Origin of the sequence: Pedobacter nyackensis, from assembly GCF_900176505.1 — a bacterium.
GTDB lineage: Bacteria > Bacteroidota > Bacteroidia > Sphingobacteriales > Sphingobacteriaceae > Pedobacter > Pedobacter nyackensis.
The window spans coordinates 261,531-277,682 of record NZ_FWYB01000007.1 but is presented as its reverse complement, the minus strand read 5'-3'; the positions used below and the strand labels follow the sequence as shown (position 1 = coordinate 277,682).

Annotated in this window: 14 protein-coding genes; 9 read left to right on the top strand and 5 right to left on the bottom strand. The window is 39.1% G+C overall.

What is annotated here, in order from left to right; translation table 11 throughout:
• The first annotated feature begins 2 nt into the window (after positions 1-2).
• The 8 genes from B9A18_RS14755 to B9A18_RS14720 all read left to right on the top strand — a co-directional run bounded on the left by B9A18_RS14755 (position 3) and on the right by B9A18_RS14720 (position 9,629).
• Positions 3-1,169, top strand: a complete 1,167-nt coding sequence (locus B9A18_RS14755) for an FtsW/RodA/SpoVE family cell cycle protein (protein ID WP_084290090.1) — start codon at positions 3-5, stop codon at positions 1,167-1,169.
• Positions 1,170-1,228: 59 nt separating this feature from the next.
• Complete coding sequence (murG, locus tag B9A18_RS14750) at positions 1,229-2,344, top strand: undecaprenyldiphospho-muramoylpentapeptide beta-N-acetylglucosaminyltransferase (RefSeq protein ID WP_084290089.1); 1,116 nt, start codon at positions 1,229-1,231, stop codon at positions 2,342-2,344.
• On the top strand, positions 2,344-3,699 hold the full coding sequence (gene murC / locus B9A18_RS14745; protein WP_084290088.1) for a UDP-N-acetylmuramate--L-alanine ligase: 1,356 nt from the start codon (positions 2,344-2,346) through the stop codon (positions 3,697-3,699). Before murG ends, murC begins: the two co-directional genes overlap by 1 nt.
• Positions 3,692-4,576 carry a cell division protein FtsQ/DivIB gene (locus B9A18_RS14740; protein WP_084290087.1) on the top strand — a complete coding sequence of 295 codons (885 nt, stop codon included), beginning with the start codon at positions 3,692-3,694 and terminating at the stop codon, positions 4,574-4,576. The genes murC and B9A18_RS14740 overlap by 8 nt, the downstream gene beginning before the upstream one ends.
• Positions 4,577-4,654: 78 nt before the next feature.
• The gene (gene ftsA / locus B9A18_RS14735) at positions 4,655-6,016 is read left to right on the top strand and encodes a cell division protein FtsA (RefSeq protein ID WP_084290086.1); all 1,362 of its coding nucleotides are present in this window, start codon (positions 4,655-4,657) and stop codon (positions 6,014-6,016) included.
• Positions 6,017-6,145: 129 nt separating this feature from the next.
• A complete protein-coding gene (gene ftsZ, locus B9A18_RS14730; protein WP_084290085.1) occupies positions 6,146-7,780 on the top strand; it encodes a cell division protein FtsZ in 1,635 nt (544 codons plus the stop codon).
• Positions 7,781-7,949: 169 nt separating this feature from the next.
• A complete protein-coding gene (locus B9A18_RS14725) occupies positions 7,950-9,191 on the top strand; it encodes an aminotransferase class I/II-fold pyridoxal phosphate-dependent enzyme (RefSeq protein WP_084290084.1) in 1,242 nt (413 codons plus the stop codon).
• A gap of 261 nt (positions 9,192-9,452) precedes the next feature.
• Entirely contained in the window at positions 9,453-9,629 is a 177-nt protein-coding gene (locus tag B9A18_RS14720; RefSeq protein ID WP_084290083.1) for a histone H1, read from the top strand.
• A 73-nt stretch (positions 9,630-9,702) separates the two neighbouring features.
• On the opposite strand, the gene dapA is transcribed toward B9A18_RS14720, so the two are convergent.
• Genes dapA through B9A18_RS14705 form a run of 3 tightly spaced genes read right to left on the bottom strand, consistent with a single transcriptional unit; the run spans position 9,703 to position 13,303 of the window.
• Positions 9,703-10,584, bottom strand: coding sequence for a 4-hydroxy-tetrahydrodipicolinate synthase (gene dapA / locus B9A18_RS14715; protein ID WP_084290082.1), 882 nt, complete (start codon positions 10,582-10,584; stop codon positions 9,703-9,705).
• Between the two features lie 10 nt (positions 10,585-10,594).
• The gene (gene ligA, locus B9A18_RS14710; RefSeq protein WP_084290081.1) at positions 10,595-12,607 is read right to left on the bottom strand and encodes an NAD-dependent DNA ligase LigA; all 2,013 of its coding nucleotides are present in this window, start codon (positions 12,605-12,607) and stop codon (positions 10,595-10,597) included.
• A 21-nt stretch (positions 12,608-12,628) separates the two neighbouring features.
• Positions 12,629-13,303 carry an ACP phosphodiesterase gene (locus B9A18_RS14705; RefSeq protein WP_084290080.1) on the bottom strand — a complete coding sequence of 225 codons (675 nt, stop codon included), beginning with the start codon at positions 13,301-13,303 and terminating at the stop codon, positions 12,629-12,631.
• Positions 13,304-13,406: 103 nt separating this feature from the next.
• Here B9A18_RS14705 and tyrS point away from each other — a divergent pair, with 103 nt between their 5' ends.
• Complete coding sequence (gene tyrS / locus B9A18_RS14700; protein WP_084290079.1) at positions 13,407-14,693, top strand: tyrosine--tRNA ligase; 1,287 nt, start codon at positions 13,407-13,409, stop codon at positions 14,691-14,693.
• A 93-nt stretch (positions 14,694-14,786) separates the two neighbouring features.
• Here tyrS and B9A18_RS14695 read toward each other — a convergent pair whose 3' ends face one another.
• Together B9A18_RS14695 and B9A18_RS14690 are read right to left on the bottom strand one after the other, a co-directional pair.
• The gene (locus B9A18_RS14695) at positions 14,787-15,770 is read right to left on the bottom strand and encodes a LuxE/PaaK family acyltransferase (protein ID WP_084290078.1); all 984 of its coding nucleotides are present in this window, start codon (positions 15,768-15,770) and stop codon (positions 14,787-14,789) included.
• Positions 15,771-15,797: 27 nt separating this feature from the next.
• Positions 15,798-16,148 (bottom strand): hypothetical protein, encoded by a 351-nt coding sequence (locus tag B9A18_RS14690; protein WP_084290077.1) that lies wholly within the window; start codon positions 16,146-16,148, stop codon positions 15,798-15,800.
• Positions 16,149-16,152: the final 4 nt, after the last annotated feature.

Here is a 16,152-nt window from a genome sequence, read left to right as displayed (position 1 = left end):
TTATGTTTGCAATAAAAACGCTTTTAGATAAAACAAAAGGAGATCGCTGGATTTGGCTGATCATTATCCTTTTGTCGATGATTTCTATTCTCACTGTTTACAGTGCTACCGGAACTTATGCATATAAGACCGGGAAAACCGTAGAAAAGATTTTGCTTACCAAGCATCTGATCTTTGTGGTAATGGGGATTGGTATGATCTATATTGCGCATTTATTGGATTATAAATATTATGCAGGGATTTCGAAGGTGTTGATGATTATCACCATCCCGCTATTGTTTTACACGGCCATTTTTGGAGCAAATATTAATGATGCATCCCGTTGGGTGAAGATTCCGCTTATCGGGTTAACCTTTCAGACTTCCGATTTGGCGAAGATTGCCTTGATTACTTTTTTGGCAAGAATGCTGACTAAGAAACAGGAGAATATTAAGGATGTTAAAAAGGCATTTATCCCTATTATGGGTTCGGTTTGTGTGGTCTTTGTATTGATTGCATGGGCTAACCTTTCTACTGCCTTGATGTTGTTTGGGGTAAGTATTTTGTTGCTCATTATTGGACGGATCAGTATCAAGCAAATTGCAATGGTGTGTGCCGGTGGAGCGGTGCTTTTGCTGTTTATCGTGTTTTTAGGACCAAGGGCTGCTACCTATAAATCAAGGGTAAATTCATTTTTGCATCCTGAGCAGCAGCATTCTGATAAGACTTACCAGGCTGATCAATCTAAAATTGCATTGGCAACCGGTGGAGTGTTTGGTAAAGGACCTGGAAACAGTACACAACGGAACTTTTTACCACACCCTTATTCAGATTTTATTTTTGCAATTATAGTGGAAGAGTATGGTTTAATAGGAGCGATGTCAGTGATCGTATTGTACCTGTTTTTGCTGTATCGATGTGTACGGATTGTAACCCAAAGTCCGAAGGCCTTTGGGGCTTTGCTGGCTGCAGGGCTAAGCTTTAGTTTAACTATTCAGGCCTTCGCTAATATGGCAGTAGCTGTAGGATTGGGGCCTGTTACAGGTGTTCCGTTGCCGCTGGTAAGTATGGGGGGAACATCAATGATATTTACAAGTATAGCTTTTGGCATTATTTTAAGTGTAAGCAGAGATGTTGAAGAGCAGGGAAGTAAAAAAGTGATTGTGGGTGAAATACCTGCAATGGCATAAGAAGATTAGGATAAAAGAGTAAAGATTAAGTATAGGGCTTAAGGTTTAAAGATATAATGATGAGACCAACAAGGATAATTATTTCAGGAGGAGGTACCGGAGGACATATATTCCCGGCTATCTCTATAGCTAATGCGCTAAAGCGCATGGAGTCTGGCTGTGAAATATTATTTGTTGGCGCTACAGGTCGCATGGAAATGGAAAAAGTTCCTGCCGCCGGATATAAAATTGTTGGTTTAAATATCAGTGGTATACAAAGAGGTTCTGTTGCCAAGAATTTAAGTCTGCCATTTAAACTAATTGGAAGTGTGCGTAAAGCCTTGCAATTAATTGCTGATTTTAAACCTGATGTTGTTGTGGGGGTAGGCGGATATGCATCCGGACCAATACTATTTGCTGCATCACTAAAGAAAGTTCCTTACCTGATCCAGGAACAGAACTCTTACGCGGGTATTACCAACAAATGGTTGGGGAAAAATGCAGCTAAGGTTTGCGTTGCATTTGATGGGATGGAACAGTTTTTCCCAGCTGATCGCATACTTAAAACAGGTAATCCGGTACGGAAGGATGTTGTTGATGTTTTAAATAAACATCATGCAGGAGCAGAGTTGCTTAAACTCGACCCGTTGAAGAAAACGATATTGGTGACAGGCGGAAGCTTGGGAGCTGCTACCTTAAATAAGAGTGTTGAAAAGCATATTCTGGATATCATAGATGCTGATGTGCAGGTAATCTGGCAAACAGGTAAATATTATTATCAAGGGATTATTGATCGCTTAGGGCTTGATTTTAATCCAAATGTCAGGATTCTTGAGTTTTTAAATAAAATGGATTTAGCCTATGCAGCTGCTGATTTGATTATTTCAAGAGCGGGTGCGGGCACTATAGCCGAATTGTGTTTGATTAAAAAGCCGGTTATACTGGTTCCTTCACCTAATGTGTCGGAAGATCATCAAACAAAAAATGCGTTAGCACTAGTTCATCAGGGAGCTGCCTTAATGATTACAGATCGTTCGGCGGAGGATACGCTGGTTAAAGAAGCTTTATCCTTACTGATGGATAAAGGTAGGTGTAAAATGTATTCAGATAATATAGGCAAGCTGGCTTTGCCGGATGCAGATAGTCAGATTGCAACGCAGGTTATGCAGTTAGCAGGAAGGGGGGGGAACAACTAATGGAATTAGGTACAATAAAACGGGTTTATTTCGTAGGTATTGGTGGTATCGGTATGAGTGCGATTGCGCGTTACTTTGCTAAACGCGGAATTGTAGTTTGTGGATATGATAAAACCCGGACTAATCTTACTATCGCCTTAGAGCAGGAAGGTATTCTGGTTTCTTATATGGATGATGAATCTGTATTGCCTGTTTCCTTTCATGAGAAAAATAAGGATACACTGATTGTGTATACGCCCGCTATTCCTAAGAATTCTGAGCTGCTAAACTATTTTAAGGATAATGGTTTTGTATTAAAGAAACGTTCTGAGGTTTTGGGGATCATCAGTAAGGGACAGTTTTGTATTGCTGTTGCCGGTACGCATGGTAAAACAACAACCTCATCTATTGTGGCGCATGTATTAATCGCTAGTGGCTACGGCTGTACCGCGTTTTTAGGTGGGATCGCTACGAATTATAACAGCAATTTCATCATTGGTGATAATAATGTTGTCGTTGTGGAGGCAGATGAATACGATCGTTCTTTCCTTACACTTCATCCGGATATTGCAGTGGTTACGTCAATGGACGCCGATCATTTGGATATTTATGGTGATGCCAGTCATTTGCAGGATTCTTTCAGAATGTTTGCGAAACAGCTTAAAGCGGATGGTGCATTGTTTGTGAAAAGCGGATTGCCTTTATCGAATGGTGTAAGTTATAGTGCTGGTTTACCTTCGCAGGTGAAGGGGCAAAATATAAGAGTTGAAGGGTCAAGATTTGTATTTGATTATGTTGATGCTGATGTAGCGATAGCGGATATCCGCTTAATGCTACCGGGAAAGCACAATGTGGAAAATGCAGTAGCTGCAATTGCGGTTGCGCTTAAGCTTGGAATTGATGCTCAAAAAATAAAGGATGCAATTGAGTCGTTTAAAGGTGTTAAAAGAAGGTTTGAGTATATAGTAAATACACCTGAACATATTTATATAGATGACTATGCGCATCATCCTGAAGAATTGCGTGCGTGTTTTCATGCAGTTAGACAATTGTATCCGGATAAAAAATTAACGGTAATCTTCCAACCTCATCTATTTACACGTACGCGTGATTTTGCAGATGATTTTGCGAAAGTTTTAAGCACAGTTGATGATTTGGTGTTGCTTGAAATTTATCCTGCCCGTGAATTGCCGCTGGCGGGTGTTAGTTCGCAGATGTTGTTGGATAGAATGTCGTTGAAAAACAAGCAGATATGTGGAAAAGATTTAGTGATTGAATGCATAAAAAGCAAAAACCCTGAACTACTTTTAACTGTTGGGGCAGGGGATATAGATACATTGATACAACCACTTAAAGCCATTTTGACTCATGCTTAAAAGGATTAATTGGAAAGCGGTTTTTAAATGTTTTGCCTGGATATTTTGTCTGAGCGGTCTTGTCGTACTGATGAGTTTCGTTGACGGTAAAAAGAAGACTGTATTATGTACCAATGTGAAGATCCTAATTCCCGGAGCAGATAATTTTATCGAACGGGAAGAGATTGATGCCATTTTAAAACAAAGTCAGGGTTCATTGATTGGACAGAACTTAGCGGGTATCAATTTGCAGCGCATTGAGAAACGCATTATTGCCAATCCTTATATTGCTTTTGCCACTGTTTATGCGGATATGAATGGTGTGATCCAGATCGAGATTCAACAGCGTCAGCCTATTTTGAGATTAATCAACGCCGGTGGTCAGGATTATTATATAGACAGCAATGGGTTAAAAATGCCTGTTTCACCAAATTTTACTGCTAATGTTCTGGCTGCAAACGGGAACATCATGGAGCACTTTGGTGGTAAAGTAGATACGCTGATAACTGACCTGGGAAAGGATTTATATAAAGTAGCCTTATACATTAAGCAGGATACCTTATGGGATGCACAGATTGAGCAGCTATATGTAAATAATGCTAAAGACATAGAATTAATCCCCAGGGTAGGAAACCAACGGATTATTTTGGGTAGTGCTGATTCTTTGGAGACTAAAATGAGGAATTTGCTGGCTTTTTATAAAAAAGCAATGCCAAAAGTAGGATGGAATACCTACAAAACGATTAATGTAAAATATACGAATCAAATTGTTTGTGAAAAGAACAAGATAGATTCTTTAACGGGAGAAGTGATTCCCGAGCGTGCGGCTGATACCCTGAAACGTAAAGAAAAGCCCATAGATGTTAATGTTCAGGAGCAGGTTCTGCCGGATGAATAGCATTGTGGAAGAAAAAATAGAAGAAGTTAAAAAATATACCAGGATAAAAATTAATAAACTCAACAAATCGATATAGTTATGGGCAAAGAAAAATCTACCATTCAATCTCCAATAGTAGTCGGATTAGACATCGGTACTACTAAGATCTGCGTGATCGTTGGACGTAGAACACAGCATGGTAAAATAGAAGTGTTAGGGATAGGGAAAGCTGAATCAGCAGGTGTTACCCGCGGTGTTGTTTCTAATATTCAAAAAACAGTACAAGGGATTTCACAGGCAGTTGAATTGGCGAGTGGCCAGTCAAATGTGGAGATCCGCGTTGTGAATGTAGGTATTGCCGGCCAGCATATCAAGAGTTTACAACACAGGGGTATCTTAACTCGTCGCGAGCTGAACAGCGAGATAGGAAAAAAAGATATCGATAAATTAATTGATGATATGTTTAAACTGGTTATGCCCCCAGGAGAAGAAATCATCCATGTTTTACCACAGGAGTTTACCATCGACAATGAGCCGGGAGTAAAAGATCCGATTGGTATGGCAGGTGTTCGCCTTGAAGCTAACTTTCATATCATTTCAGGTCAGGTAACTGCCGTGAAAAACATTATGAGGTGTGTAACCAATGCCGGGTTACAAACTCAGGAATTGATATTAGAACCCCTGGCTTCTTCAGAATCGGTGTTGAGTGACGAAGAAAAAGAAGCAGGAATTGCCCTGGTTGATATTGGTGGTGGTACAACTGATATTGCCATTTTCCACGAAGGTATAATCCGTCATACGGCTGTTATTCCGTTTGGTGGTAACAGTGTTACAGAAGATATCCGCGAAGGCTGCTCTGTAATGAGAAATCAGGCTGAACTATTGAAGACCCGTTTTGGTTCAGCACTGGCAGAAGAAAATAAAGAGAATGAAATCATCTGTGTTCCTGGATTAAGAGGAAGAGAGCCAAAAGAGATTTCAGTAAAAAACCTTGCTTATGTGATCCAGGCCCGTATGGAAGAAATCATTGAGCATGTTTATTACGAAATCAAGTCATCAGGTTACGAGAAAAAACTGATCGGTGGTGTGGTGATTACAGGTGGTGGTGCTTTGTTAAAACACTTGTCGCAGTTGGTTGAGTATGTTACCGGTTTAGATTGCCGCGTTGGTTATCCTAACGAGCATTTGTCTAAATACGAAGACATGGCAAAAACCATTTACGATGATTTGAAAAGTCCGATGTACGCAACCAGTGTTGGTTTGTTGATTAAAGGTATACAGAAGGCAGAAGAGTTGTTGGAAGAGATGAAACAGCCTGGTGTTTTTGTTGAAAAACCAAAAGATGTCAAAGAAAAAGCTAAACGTTCGGGTGGCGGATTGTTCGATAAACTCCTTGCTAAGACTAAGGATTTTATAAAAGACGACATGAATGTAAGCGATGAAGATTATATAAAGCCGTAATATTTTTCCACAATCGGTGACTTTTCCACATTATCAACATTTGTGGAAAACCACTGTTAAAAAAGTGTTAATATTACATAGAGAGATGAACAGGTAAAACGAATTTTTAAATAACTGATTCATAAAGATATGCAGTTCGAAATGTTAAAAGATAAGTCATCAATCATCAAGGTAATTGGTGTTGGTGGCGGTGGTGGTAATGCGGTAAACCATATGTACCGTCAAGGAATTACTGGTGTAGACTTTATTATTTGTAATACAGACGCCCAGGCTTTGGAGTTTAGTCCTATTCCTAATAAGGTTCAGTTAGGTGCCAGTCTTACCGAAGGTATGGGTGCAGGCTCGATCCCGGAAGTTGGGAAAAACTCAGCTATAGAGAATATAGATGACATCAAGCAGATGCTTGGCAGTACAACAAAAATGTTGTTCATAACTGCTGGTATGGGTGGTGGTACCGGTACTGGTGCCAGTCCTATTATTGCCAAGGCAGCAAAAGAACTTGACATATTAACAGTTGCTATTGTAACTACGCCTTTTGCCTTTGAAGGGAAGAGACGTAAGATGCAGGCAAATGATGGATTGGATGAACTGAAAAAATACGTAGATTCTTATTTAGTGATATCTAACGATCGACTGCGTGAAATTTTTGGTAACCTTACCTTAGGATCCGCATTTTCTCAGGCTGATGATATTTTAACAACTGCTGCAAAAGGTATCGCCGAAATCATCACCGTTCCTGGATACATCAACGTGGATTTTAAAGATGTGCGTACTGTTATGAAAGATAGTGGTGTCTCGATCATGGGTAGTTTTGCTTGTGATGGAGAGAACAGAGCGTTAAATGCAGTTGAAGGTGCATTGGCTTCGCCATTATTAAAAGACAATGAAATTGAAGGTGCAAGATATATCTTGTTAAATATAAGTTCTGGTTTACGTGAAGTAACTATGGACGAGGTGACAATCATTACCGATTATATTCAGGAAAAAGCAGGTTTATCTGCTGATTTAATCTGGGGTAACTGTATTGACGAGAACCTTGAAGATAAGTTGTCTGTAACCATTATCGCTACTGGTTTCCAAACTACAGAGCAGCGTGACGAAGAGAAAAAGAATGTAAAAAAGATTTCTTTGCTTACGCCTGAAGAAGCTCCTTTAGTTAGACCTGTAGAACCAGTAAATTCATTTATTGAGCCTAAAGCTCCGGTCTTCTCTAATGAACCGGTAATGAAGGCAAAAGAAGAAATTAAACAATCTGACCTTTTTGGTGATTTGTTTAATGGAAACAAAGCCAAAAACTCTGATGAGCCTGCAAATGTAATCGTAAGACATACTTTGCTTGAAGAGGAAACTCCATTTGAGGATACGCCAAAGGATTCAGGATTTGAATTCGAAATTAAAGTTGCAGAAACTGATTTCGTGTTCGAAACACCAACAACAGTGTTTAATAATGATATTGTTCCTCAAAGGGAAGAAATCGTTGAACCTGGTGCTGATGACGATAAAAACGATGATTCTATTGAAGATCAGTTAAAGAAATCTAAAGAAAGAATTCTTAGATTAAAGGATCTTAGCATGAAATTGCGCACCAGTAACGGTTTGCAGGAACTTGAAAATGAGCCGGCTTACAAACGTAAGCAAATGCAATTACAGCAGGTTCAGCATTCATCAGAGTCTCAGGTATCGAGATTTACTTTAAGTAATGACGATGATGGTTCTGCCGAGATCAGACCAAACAACTCATTCCTTCACGATAATGTTGATTAATTTGAAATAATTTTATACTATATGAGCCTTAGCAATATTTGTTAAGGCTTTTTAGTATCTACAGGTTACGTTTATGTAAGTTCTCTGTCATAGAATGTTGATTGTTGTAGATCAGGCATATTAAATATAACTTTGCAAAAAAATATAATAACTTAAAATACATATAACATTGGATATTTTTGAAAAGATAGCAAAACACATGGGTCCGATCGGACAACATCACAAGTGGTCTCATGGATATTTCTCATTTCCTAAATTAGAAGGCGATATAGCTCCCCATATGAATTTTCGTGGTAAAGAGCATTTGGTTTGGAGTTTGAATAATTATTTGGGTTTGGCCAATCATCCTGAAGTAAGGGAAGCCGATAGACAAGGAGCTTCAGATTTCGGTATGGCTTATCCTATGGGTGCCAGAATGATGTCTGGTAACTCGAAGTATCACGAACAATTGGAGCAGGAACTTGCTGCATTTGTAGGTAAACCGGATGCATTTCTTTTAAACTTTGGTTATCAGGGGATGGTTTCTATTATCGATAGTTTGGTAGATAGAAATGACGTGATTGTATACGATGCTGAGTCTCACGCTTGTATCATAGATGGTTTACGTCTGCACATGGGTAAACGATTTGTATATAAACATAATGACATTGATAGCGCCCGCAAACAGCTGGAAAGAGCTACTAAATTGGTAGAGCAAAGCGGTGGCGGTATCCTGGTAATCACTGAAGGCGTTTTTGGAATGTCAGGTGCACAAGGAAAACTAAAAGAACTTGTTGATTTAAAAAAGGAATTCAATTTCCGTTTGCTGATTGACGATGCGCATGGTTTTGGTACAATGGGGCCAACAGGTGCAGGTACCCATGAAGCACAGGATTGTATTGAAGGGGTAGATGTGTATTTCGGTACATTCGCTAAATCGATGGCAGGTATCGGAGCATTTGTAGCTTCAACTGAAGAAATGACTAACTTTTTCAGGTATAACATGCGTTCTCAAACCTTTGCTAAAGCATTGCCAATGCCAATGGTTATTGGATTGTTAAAACGCCTGGATCTGCTTAAAAACAATCCTGAATTAAGAGATAAATTGTGGAATGTAGCTACCACGCTTCAAAAGGGATTAAGGGATCGTGGTTTCGATCTTGGTGTGACCAACACAATGGTTACTCCGGTTTTCCTTAAAGGTGAGTTGCTGGAAGCTACAGCACTGACTATGGATCTTCGTGAGAACTATGGTATATTCTGTTCAATTGTAGTTTATCCGGTTATCCCTAAGGGACTAATTGAACTGAGGTTGATTCCTACAGCCGTTCATACAATGGAAGATGTACAGCGCACGCTGGATGCTTTCAGCGAAGTGTCTGATAAACTGAAAAGTGGATATTATAAAGAAAATCAGTTTTCTATAGCATAATATTTTCAAAAGTTAAAAATGCCCTTTATGTACGCATAAAGGGCATTTTTTGTTTCCGTTGTTTTGTAATCTCCTGATATTCAGTTTTTTCTGTTGAATATTGCTGCGTTTATTGTGCATAAACCCTTGTGATGTGGAAAAAAAGAGGGTTTTTGATTGTTTATTTGTTATTGTAAAAATTCTTTTATTAAAATAAACATCTTACTTTAGTAAGAGAGTATCAATCAAAACTTTAAAAAACTAAAAGGAGTAAAATTAACGATGAAAAAATTCACTGAAGTAAAAGAGCTTGTTGCAGCTTTAGAGGCTGACGCAGACAAATTCTACAACAAGGCAAACAATGCCGCTGGAACTCGCGTACGTAAAGGTATGCAAGATCTTAAAAACCTGGCTCAAGCAATTCGCTTAGAGGTTCAGGACACTAAAAACAAAGGCTAACCGGCTTTAATTGTTTTGATAAAAAAAAGCGTCTCGAAATTTCGGGACGCTTTTTTTATGAGCTGATATTTTTTTATGAGCTGATCGTATTGGTTTCAGCTATGATTGCTTTTCTAAGCTCTTCTGAGACCTTAACTAATGGCAGGCGAACATGATCATCGCATACGCCCAGATGCTTTAACGCGGCCTTAACACCTGCAGGATTTCCTTCTGCAAACATCATTCTTGTAAATTCAATTAAACTCAGGTGCTTTGGTAGGGCAGTCGCAAATTCTCCTTTAAGAGATAACCTGATCAGATCAGATAATTGTTTAGGCAAAGCATTACCAATAACCGAAATAACACCCACAGCGCCGATTGAAATCATTGGCATTGCAATAGGGTCATCTCCTGAAATAAGCAGGAAATCTGAAGGTTTATCACGCATGATCTGATTAAACTGATCAAAGCTTCCGGAAGCCTCTTTAGTTCCAATAATGTTTTTAAAGTCCGTCGCCAGTCTGCATGTTGTTTCCGGACTAATGTTACTTGCTGTACGTCCAGGTACATTGTATATAAAGATCGGTAGCGAACTATTTTCGCTGATGGCTTTATAATGTTGGTATATTCCTTCTTGCGTTGGCTTATTGTAGTATGGGCTGGCAGATAAAATGGCATCATAACCATCTACATCAAAAGTTTTGATACTGTTAACAACTTCCGCAGTATCATTGCCACCTATGCCGGCAACCAATGGCAAACGACCGTTGTTCACTTCTGCAGTAAATTCCCAGATCTTCTTCTTTTCTTCCTTATTTAGTGTTGAAGCTTCTCCGGTGGTACCTAATGATACCAGGTATTCAACCTCTCCCTCAATTAAATGGTTGATGAGTTTCCTTAACCCATCATAGTCAACCGTTCCATCTGCATTAAAAGGCGTAACCAATGCTACACCTGTTCCGTGAAATTTGTTCATTTTTTATTCTTTACTTCAATAGCTCTAATAAATCATCCTCCGAGATAAGCGGTACATTCAGTTTGTTCGCTTTTTCAAGTTTTGATGGTCCCATATTATCTCCGGCAACAAGGTAATTAAGCTTCGCAGAGATGCCGCTTAAAATCTTACCGCCATTACTTTCAATCATATTTTTGAGCTCCTCTCTGCTGTAGTTCTCAAAAACGCCTGAAATTACGAATGTTTTTCCAGTTAACTTATCACTTTGTAAGGTAATTTCATTTTCTATGGCTTCAAATTGTAAACCATACGATTTTAAGAGCGTAATTTGATGTAAATGTTCAGGCTTGCTGAAGTATTCAATGATACTCTCTGCTATCCGCTGACCTATTTCATCAATGCTTGTCAGCTCTTCTAAGCTGGCCGAAACCAGGTTGTCTATATTTTTTGCGCCAAAGGTTAATTTTCTTGCAACCGTTTCACCAACATATCTGATACCCAGCCCAAACAATACTTTTTCAAAAGGCATTTGTTTAGAAAGTTCTATCCCCTTCAACATGTTCACGATAGATTTCTCACCAAATCGTTCTAATGTTTTCAGATCTTCAGCTTTTTCATGCAGTGTATACAGATCACTGATATGTGCAATCAGTCCACGCTGATAAAAAGTTTCAACGGTTTCATCGCCCAGTCCGTCAATATTCATCGCTTTTCTACTGATGAAATGCTGGATCTTTCCAACTATCTGCGGAGGACAAGCCTCGTCATTCGGACAATAAAAAGCAACTTCACCTTCTTTTCTAATTAAAGGCGTGTTGCATTCCGGACAAACGGAAGGGTATATAACCGGGACTGCTCCGGGCTCGCGCTTATCCAGATTTACATTGATGATTTTAGGAATGATCTCTCCACCTTTTTCAACAAACACGCTGTCTCCCAGGTGCAGATCAAGTCTTTCTATTTCATTTGCATTGTGTAGCGTTGCTCTTTTTACTGTTGTTCCTGCAAGTTGTACCGGTTTCAGGTTGGCTACCGGTGTCACAGCACCTGTTCGGCCCACCTGGTAAGTTACTTTTTCCAGGATGGTTTCTACTTCTTCCGCTTTGTATTTATAGGAAATGGCCCAACGAGGCGATTTAGCCGTAAAGCCCAATTCCTGTTGTTGGGCAAAACTGTTTACTTTAATAACTATTCCATCAATATCATAGGATAAATTGAAACGTTCTTTTTCCCAGTGTTTGATGAATAGTAATACCTCATTAATGTTTGGGCTAAGCTTGGTATGCTCACATATATTAAATCCCCATTTTTTTAGGTTTTGTAAGCTTTCCCAATGGGTTTTAAAATAATTCTTATCGGTATTTAGAGAATATAGGAAGCAATCTAATGGACGCTTGGCTACTTCTCCTGAATCCTGCATTTTAACGGTTCCTGCAGCAAAATTTCTGGGATTGGCATATTGAACCTCTCCAATCTCTTCGCGTTCTTTATTCAGGCGCTCAAAAGCTGCACGATGCATAAATATTTCTCCTCTGATCTCAAACAGGGGAGGAACATCGTCTGCCTTTAACTGATGTGGAATCGTGTGGATTGTTTTGATATTGGTCGTCACATCGTCTCCCTTGGTGCCATCCCCACGGGTTACAGCCCTTACCAGTTTTGACCCATCATAAGTGAGACTGATGGATAAACCGTCAAATTTCAGTTCACACACATATTCAAAATGATCACCTATTGCTTTTTTAATACGCTCGTCAAAATCTCTTAGATCTTGCTCATTATAGGTGTTGCCCAACGATAACATGGGCCATTTGTGTTTTACTGTAGTGAAGGTTTTGGTAATCTCCCCACCAACTTTTTGTGTAGGTGAATTGGGGTCGGCAAATTCAGGATGTGCAAGTTCAAGCGCATGCAGTTCTGCTAATTTTTGATCAAATGTATAATCAGCAATGGTTGGCATAGCCAGCACATAATAATTGTAATTGTGTTGGTTAAGCTCCTTAACCAATGCATCCATTTTGTCTTTTACCTCGAATAGTGACATAGCTGCGAAGATACAAATAAGCTACTTTAATCTACCTTCAATATCATTAAAGATAGATAGGTAATCATTTTTTAGGTGATTTTTAAACTCCTCAAGTTGCCCTGTTAGCTGATGCAGTTGCTCCTCAGAAAAAGGGTTATTCCATAAACGCATGCAAATCCTGTTCAGTGCATAGGCTATGTTTTCAACCTTTTGGTAACTGAAAAGGTATCTGCTGGAGATGAAACTGTTCAGGAAACTGAAAAAAACATCTGTATCATTCAGGGAAGAAGTATGTAGAAAATCGTTTAAAGCAGTTTTGTTTGCTCTGCTGAGCTGATCGTAAAAAGTGTTAATGTTAACAAGCCCTTCTGTAGCTAACAGGTGGTCTAAAACCAGTTCCAACCCTATATGTGCTAAAAAGAATGGCTTAACCGGACTGTTTTCACAGGACGGAAGTATCAATTGTTTCAGCTCAGCGGTATGCTGCTGGAAGAATTTTGAAGAGTGAAAGATCTGGTCTACTTCAATGTGCTTTTTCCAACCATTCAGGATAGAAATTTGATGCGGTTCATCCTCAAAAAGATGCCTGATCTTAAGCGGGTATAAATTATAATCCTTTTTGGCATTTTTGATGAAATCGGGCAAAACAACTCCCAATACCATATTTTCATCTGGATTATTTCTTTCAAAATAAAAATGGGATAGGAAGTTCATAGTGCTAAAAATAGTAATTTTTGTTCAATAACAGTTTTTAAGATCCTGCCAAATTTAAGGATAACTCAGCTTTTCCTATATTTGCCAACAAAAGTAGATACTAATGACCAATTTCGTAGAAGAGTTACGCTGGAGAGGCATGTTACAGGACATGATGCCTGGTACTGAAGAAAAATTAAGTGAAGGAATGACATCTGGCTATATAGGATTTGATCCAACTGCAGATTCTCTGCATATCGGACACCTTACACAGATCATGACGCTTATACATTTCCAACGTGCAGGACATAAACCTTATGCCTTGGTTGGTGGTGCTACTGGAATGGTTGGCGATCCTTCGGGGAAATCTGACGAACGAAATCTTCAAACTGAAGAAACCATTGAGCTTTATCTGGCTGGAATGAAAGCACAGCTATCTAAATTCCTTAACTTTTCTGAAGAAGGTAATGGCGCGGTGATGGTTAACAATGCCGATTGGTTCAGAGATATGAATCTATTTACCTTTATCAGAGATGTTGGTAAGCACATTACGGTCAACTATATGATGGCTAAGGATAGCGTGAAAAGACGCCTGGAAGGTGATTCAGGTCTTTCTTTTACCGAGTTCTGCTACCAGCTGATCCAGGGATACGATTTCTATTATTTATGGAAAAATAAGAACTGTCTTATTCAGATGGGTGGTTCGGATCAATGGGGTAATATTGTAACCGGAACAGAGTTAATCAGACGTAAAGATGCCGGAACAGCTTTTGCAATTACTACCCAGTTGATTAAAAAGGCCGATGGTACAAAGTTTGGTAAAACTGAAAGCGGTGCAGTATGGTTAGATCCTAAAAAAACATCACCATATAAATTCTACCAGTTTTGGTTAAATGCTTCTGATGAGGATACTAAAAAATGGATTAAGATTTTTACCTTAAAAACACAGGCAGAAATTGAAGCATTAGAAGCTGAACATGATACCGCTCCTCATCTTCGCATTTTGCAGAAAGCATTGGCTGAAGACATTACGATCAGGACCCATTCAGATAGTGCTTTAGACACTGCAGTGAAAACTTCTGAGTTCTTATTTGGAAATGGTTCATTGGAATTCTTTAAAACGTTAGCTGAAGCTCAGGTTTTAGAAATATTCGAAGGTATTCCTCAATTTGAAATTTCGAAAGCTGAATTGGCAGAAGGAATTGATGCAGCTACCTTACTAGCCGAAAAATCAAGTGTCTTTGCCTCAAAAGGTGAAGCAAAGAAATTGATCCAGGGTGGTGGAGTATCTGTAAACAAAGAAAAATTGAAAGATCCTGCGGATAAATTGACAACGAGCGATCTGTTGAACGATCAATTCATTATCGTTCAAAAAGGAAAGAAAAACTATTACCTGCTGATTGCGAAATAGGCAGAAATTAAATTATAGATGGAAATCCCGGCTTAAAACCGGGATTTTTTTATGGAATAAAACGCTATACAGATGGTAAGCGCTTTTGTGGAATTAGTTAACCAGTAAGTTGCAACCCCTGATATCAGCATTGTCAAAACGGCCTAATACTTCAAATGAGCCATCAGGGAATAATCTTCCTAAATCTTGTGTTGCAATGAAAGAACAGGAGTTGATATTAGCCAGATCTATTACATTAATGCCACCAGTACGGTTGTTTGACACCAGGCTTAGCGGGTCGTTTGTATCGCGGAGGTAGATTTTCATCCAGGGTGGGCAATTGAATATGCCAATTCCTGATGAATAGGCTTGCGACAACAGTTCGGTCATGCCGTATTCACTATGAATGGCATTCACACCAAAACCATCCTGTAGCAATTGGTGGAGTTCTTCACGGACCATTTCTTTTCTTTTCCCTTTCATTCCGCCGGTTTCCATTACAATCAGATCCGGGAATTCGACTTTATACTGTTCAATAAAGTCCAAGAGCGCGTAGGTGACGCCTATTAAAATGGTTTTTTGCCCGGCTTCTTTTAATTTTTGAAGTTTATGATATAGGTCGCTATGATTATGAAGGAAATAGCCACTGTCAGGATGTTTACTTTGTTTCAATAACGCATCAACCATATATATCAATGAAGAGCCATCACGTTCCAGATAAGAGGGCAATAAGGCCAGCAAACAAGTGTTTTCTATCTTACCATAAAACAGTTCAAAGGCTTTGTTAAAACTCTCCTCATATACCTCAACATCAGTTACAATATGTCTGCTTTGTACCATACCTGTAGTACCCGAACTGCTAAATACAATTTCCGGAGTAGCTAAAGAACTCAGTACTTCATGGGTTTTGAAAAAGCTGATTGGCAGATACGGGATTTGAGTTACACTGGTAACCTCCTCTGGATTTATCCTGAGATGAGAGATGTAGGCTTTATATACCTGGCAATTTCTGGCCTGGTGATTAAATATAGCAAGGCTGGTTTGTTCAAACTCAAGCGCATTGCTAATAGAAAAGATTTGCTTTGTCAGATCAGTCACCCCACAAAAATACGCAACAAATTTTAATTAAGGATTTGTTTTCGTTACCAGTATGGCTTTTCTGAAATGATATCCACAGTAGCCACAGATGCCTGCAGTAATTGCACCTGATAAGGAACCAATTGCAAGTAAAATCCACCAGATTTTTGTGCCAAACATTTCAGCAACCCTAATGGCCAGTACATTGTCATTGGGCAGCGTTTTAAACAATGCCATTCCGGTCCACAACAGTAAAACAGCCAGAAAAGGCTGCCAAAAAGCTATTTTTCCTGTCTTGCCAATTAAACCGCAGGTAACAAAGCAAATGATGATAATGATCCACCAGGGGAGGAGCATCTGGAGTAAAAAAGCTAGGATAATGACTACGATAAACACCATATGG

Bases quoted from the DNA above. Each gene is read 5' to 3' on its own strand.
- B9A18_RS14755 (WP_084290090.1), top strand. From the start codon at position 3: ATGTTTGCAATAAAAACGCTTTTAGATAAAACAAAAGGAGATCGCTGG.
- murG (WP_084290089.1), top strand. From the start codon at position 1,229: ATGAGACCAACAAGGATAATTATTTCAGGAGGAGGTACCGGAGGACAT.
- murC (WP_084290088.1), top strand. From the start codon at position 2,344: ATGGAATTAGGTACAATAAAACGGGTTTATTTCGTAGGTATTGGTGGT.
- B9A18_RS14740 (WP_084290087.1), top strand. From the start codon at position 3,692: ATGCTTAAAAGGATTAATTGGAAAGCGGTTTTTAAATGTTTTGCCTGG.
- ftsA (WP_084290086.1), top strand. From the start codon at position 4,655: ATGGGCAAAGAAAAATCTACCATTCAATCTCCAATAGTAGTCGGATTA.
- ftsZ (WP_084290085.1), top strand. From the start codon at position 6,146: ATGCAGTTCGAAATGTTAAAAGATAAGTCATCAATCATCAAGGTAATT.
- B9A18_RS14720 (WP_084290083.1), top strand. From the start codon at position 9,453: ATGAAAAAATTCACTGAAGTAAAAGAGCTTGTTGCAGCTTTAGAGGCT.
- dapA (WP_084290082.1), bottom strand. From the start codon at position 10,584: ATGAACAAATTTCACGGAACAGGTGTAGCATTGGTTACGCCTTTTAAT.
- ligA (WP_084290081.1), bottom strand. From the start codon at position 12,607: ATGTCACTATTCGAGGTAAAAGACAAAATGGATGCATTGGTTAAGGAG.
- B9A18_RS14705 (WP_084290080.1), bottom strand. From the start codon at position 13,303: ATGAACTTCCTATCCCATTTTTATTTTGAAAGAAATAATCCAGATGAA.
- tyrS (WP_084290079.1), top strand. From the start codon at position 13,407: ATGACCAATTTCGTAGAAGAGTTACGCTGGAGAGGCATGTTACAGGAC.
- B9A18_RS14690 (WP_084290077.1), bottom strand. From the start codon at position 16,148: ATGGTGTTTATCGTAGTCATTATCCTAGCTTTTTTACTCCAGATGCTC.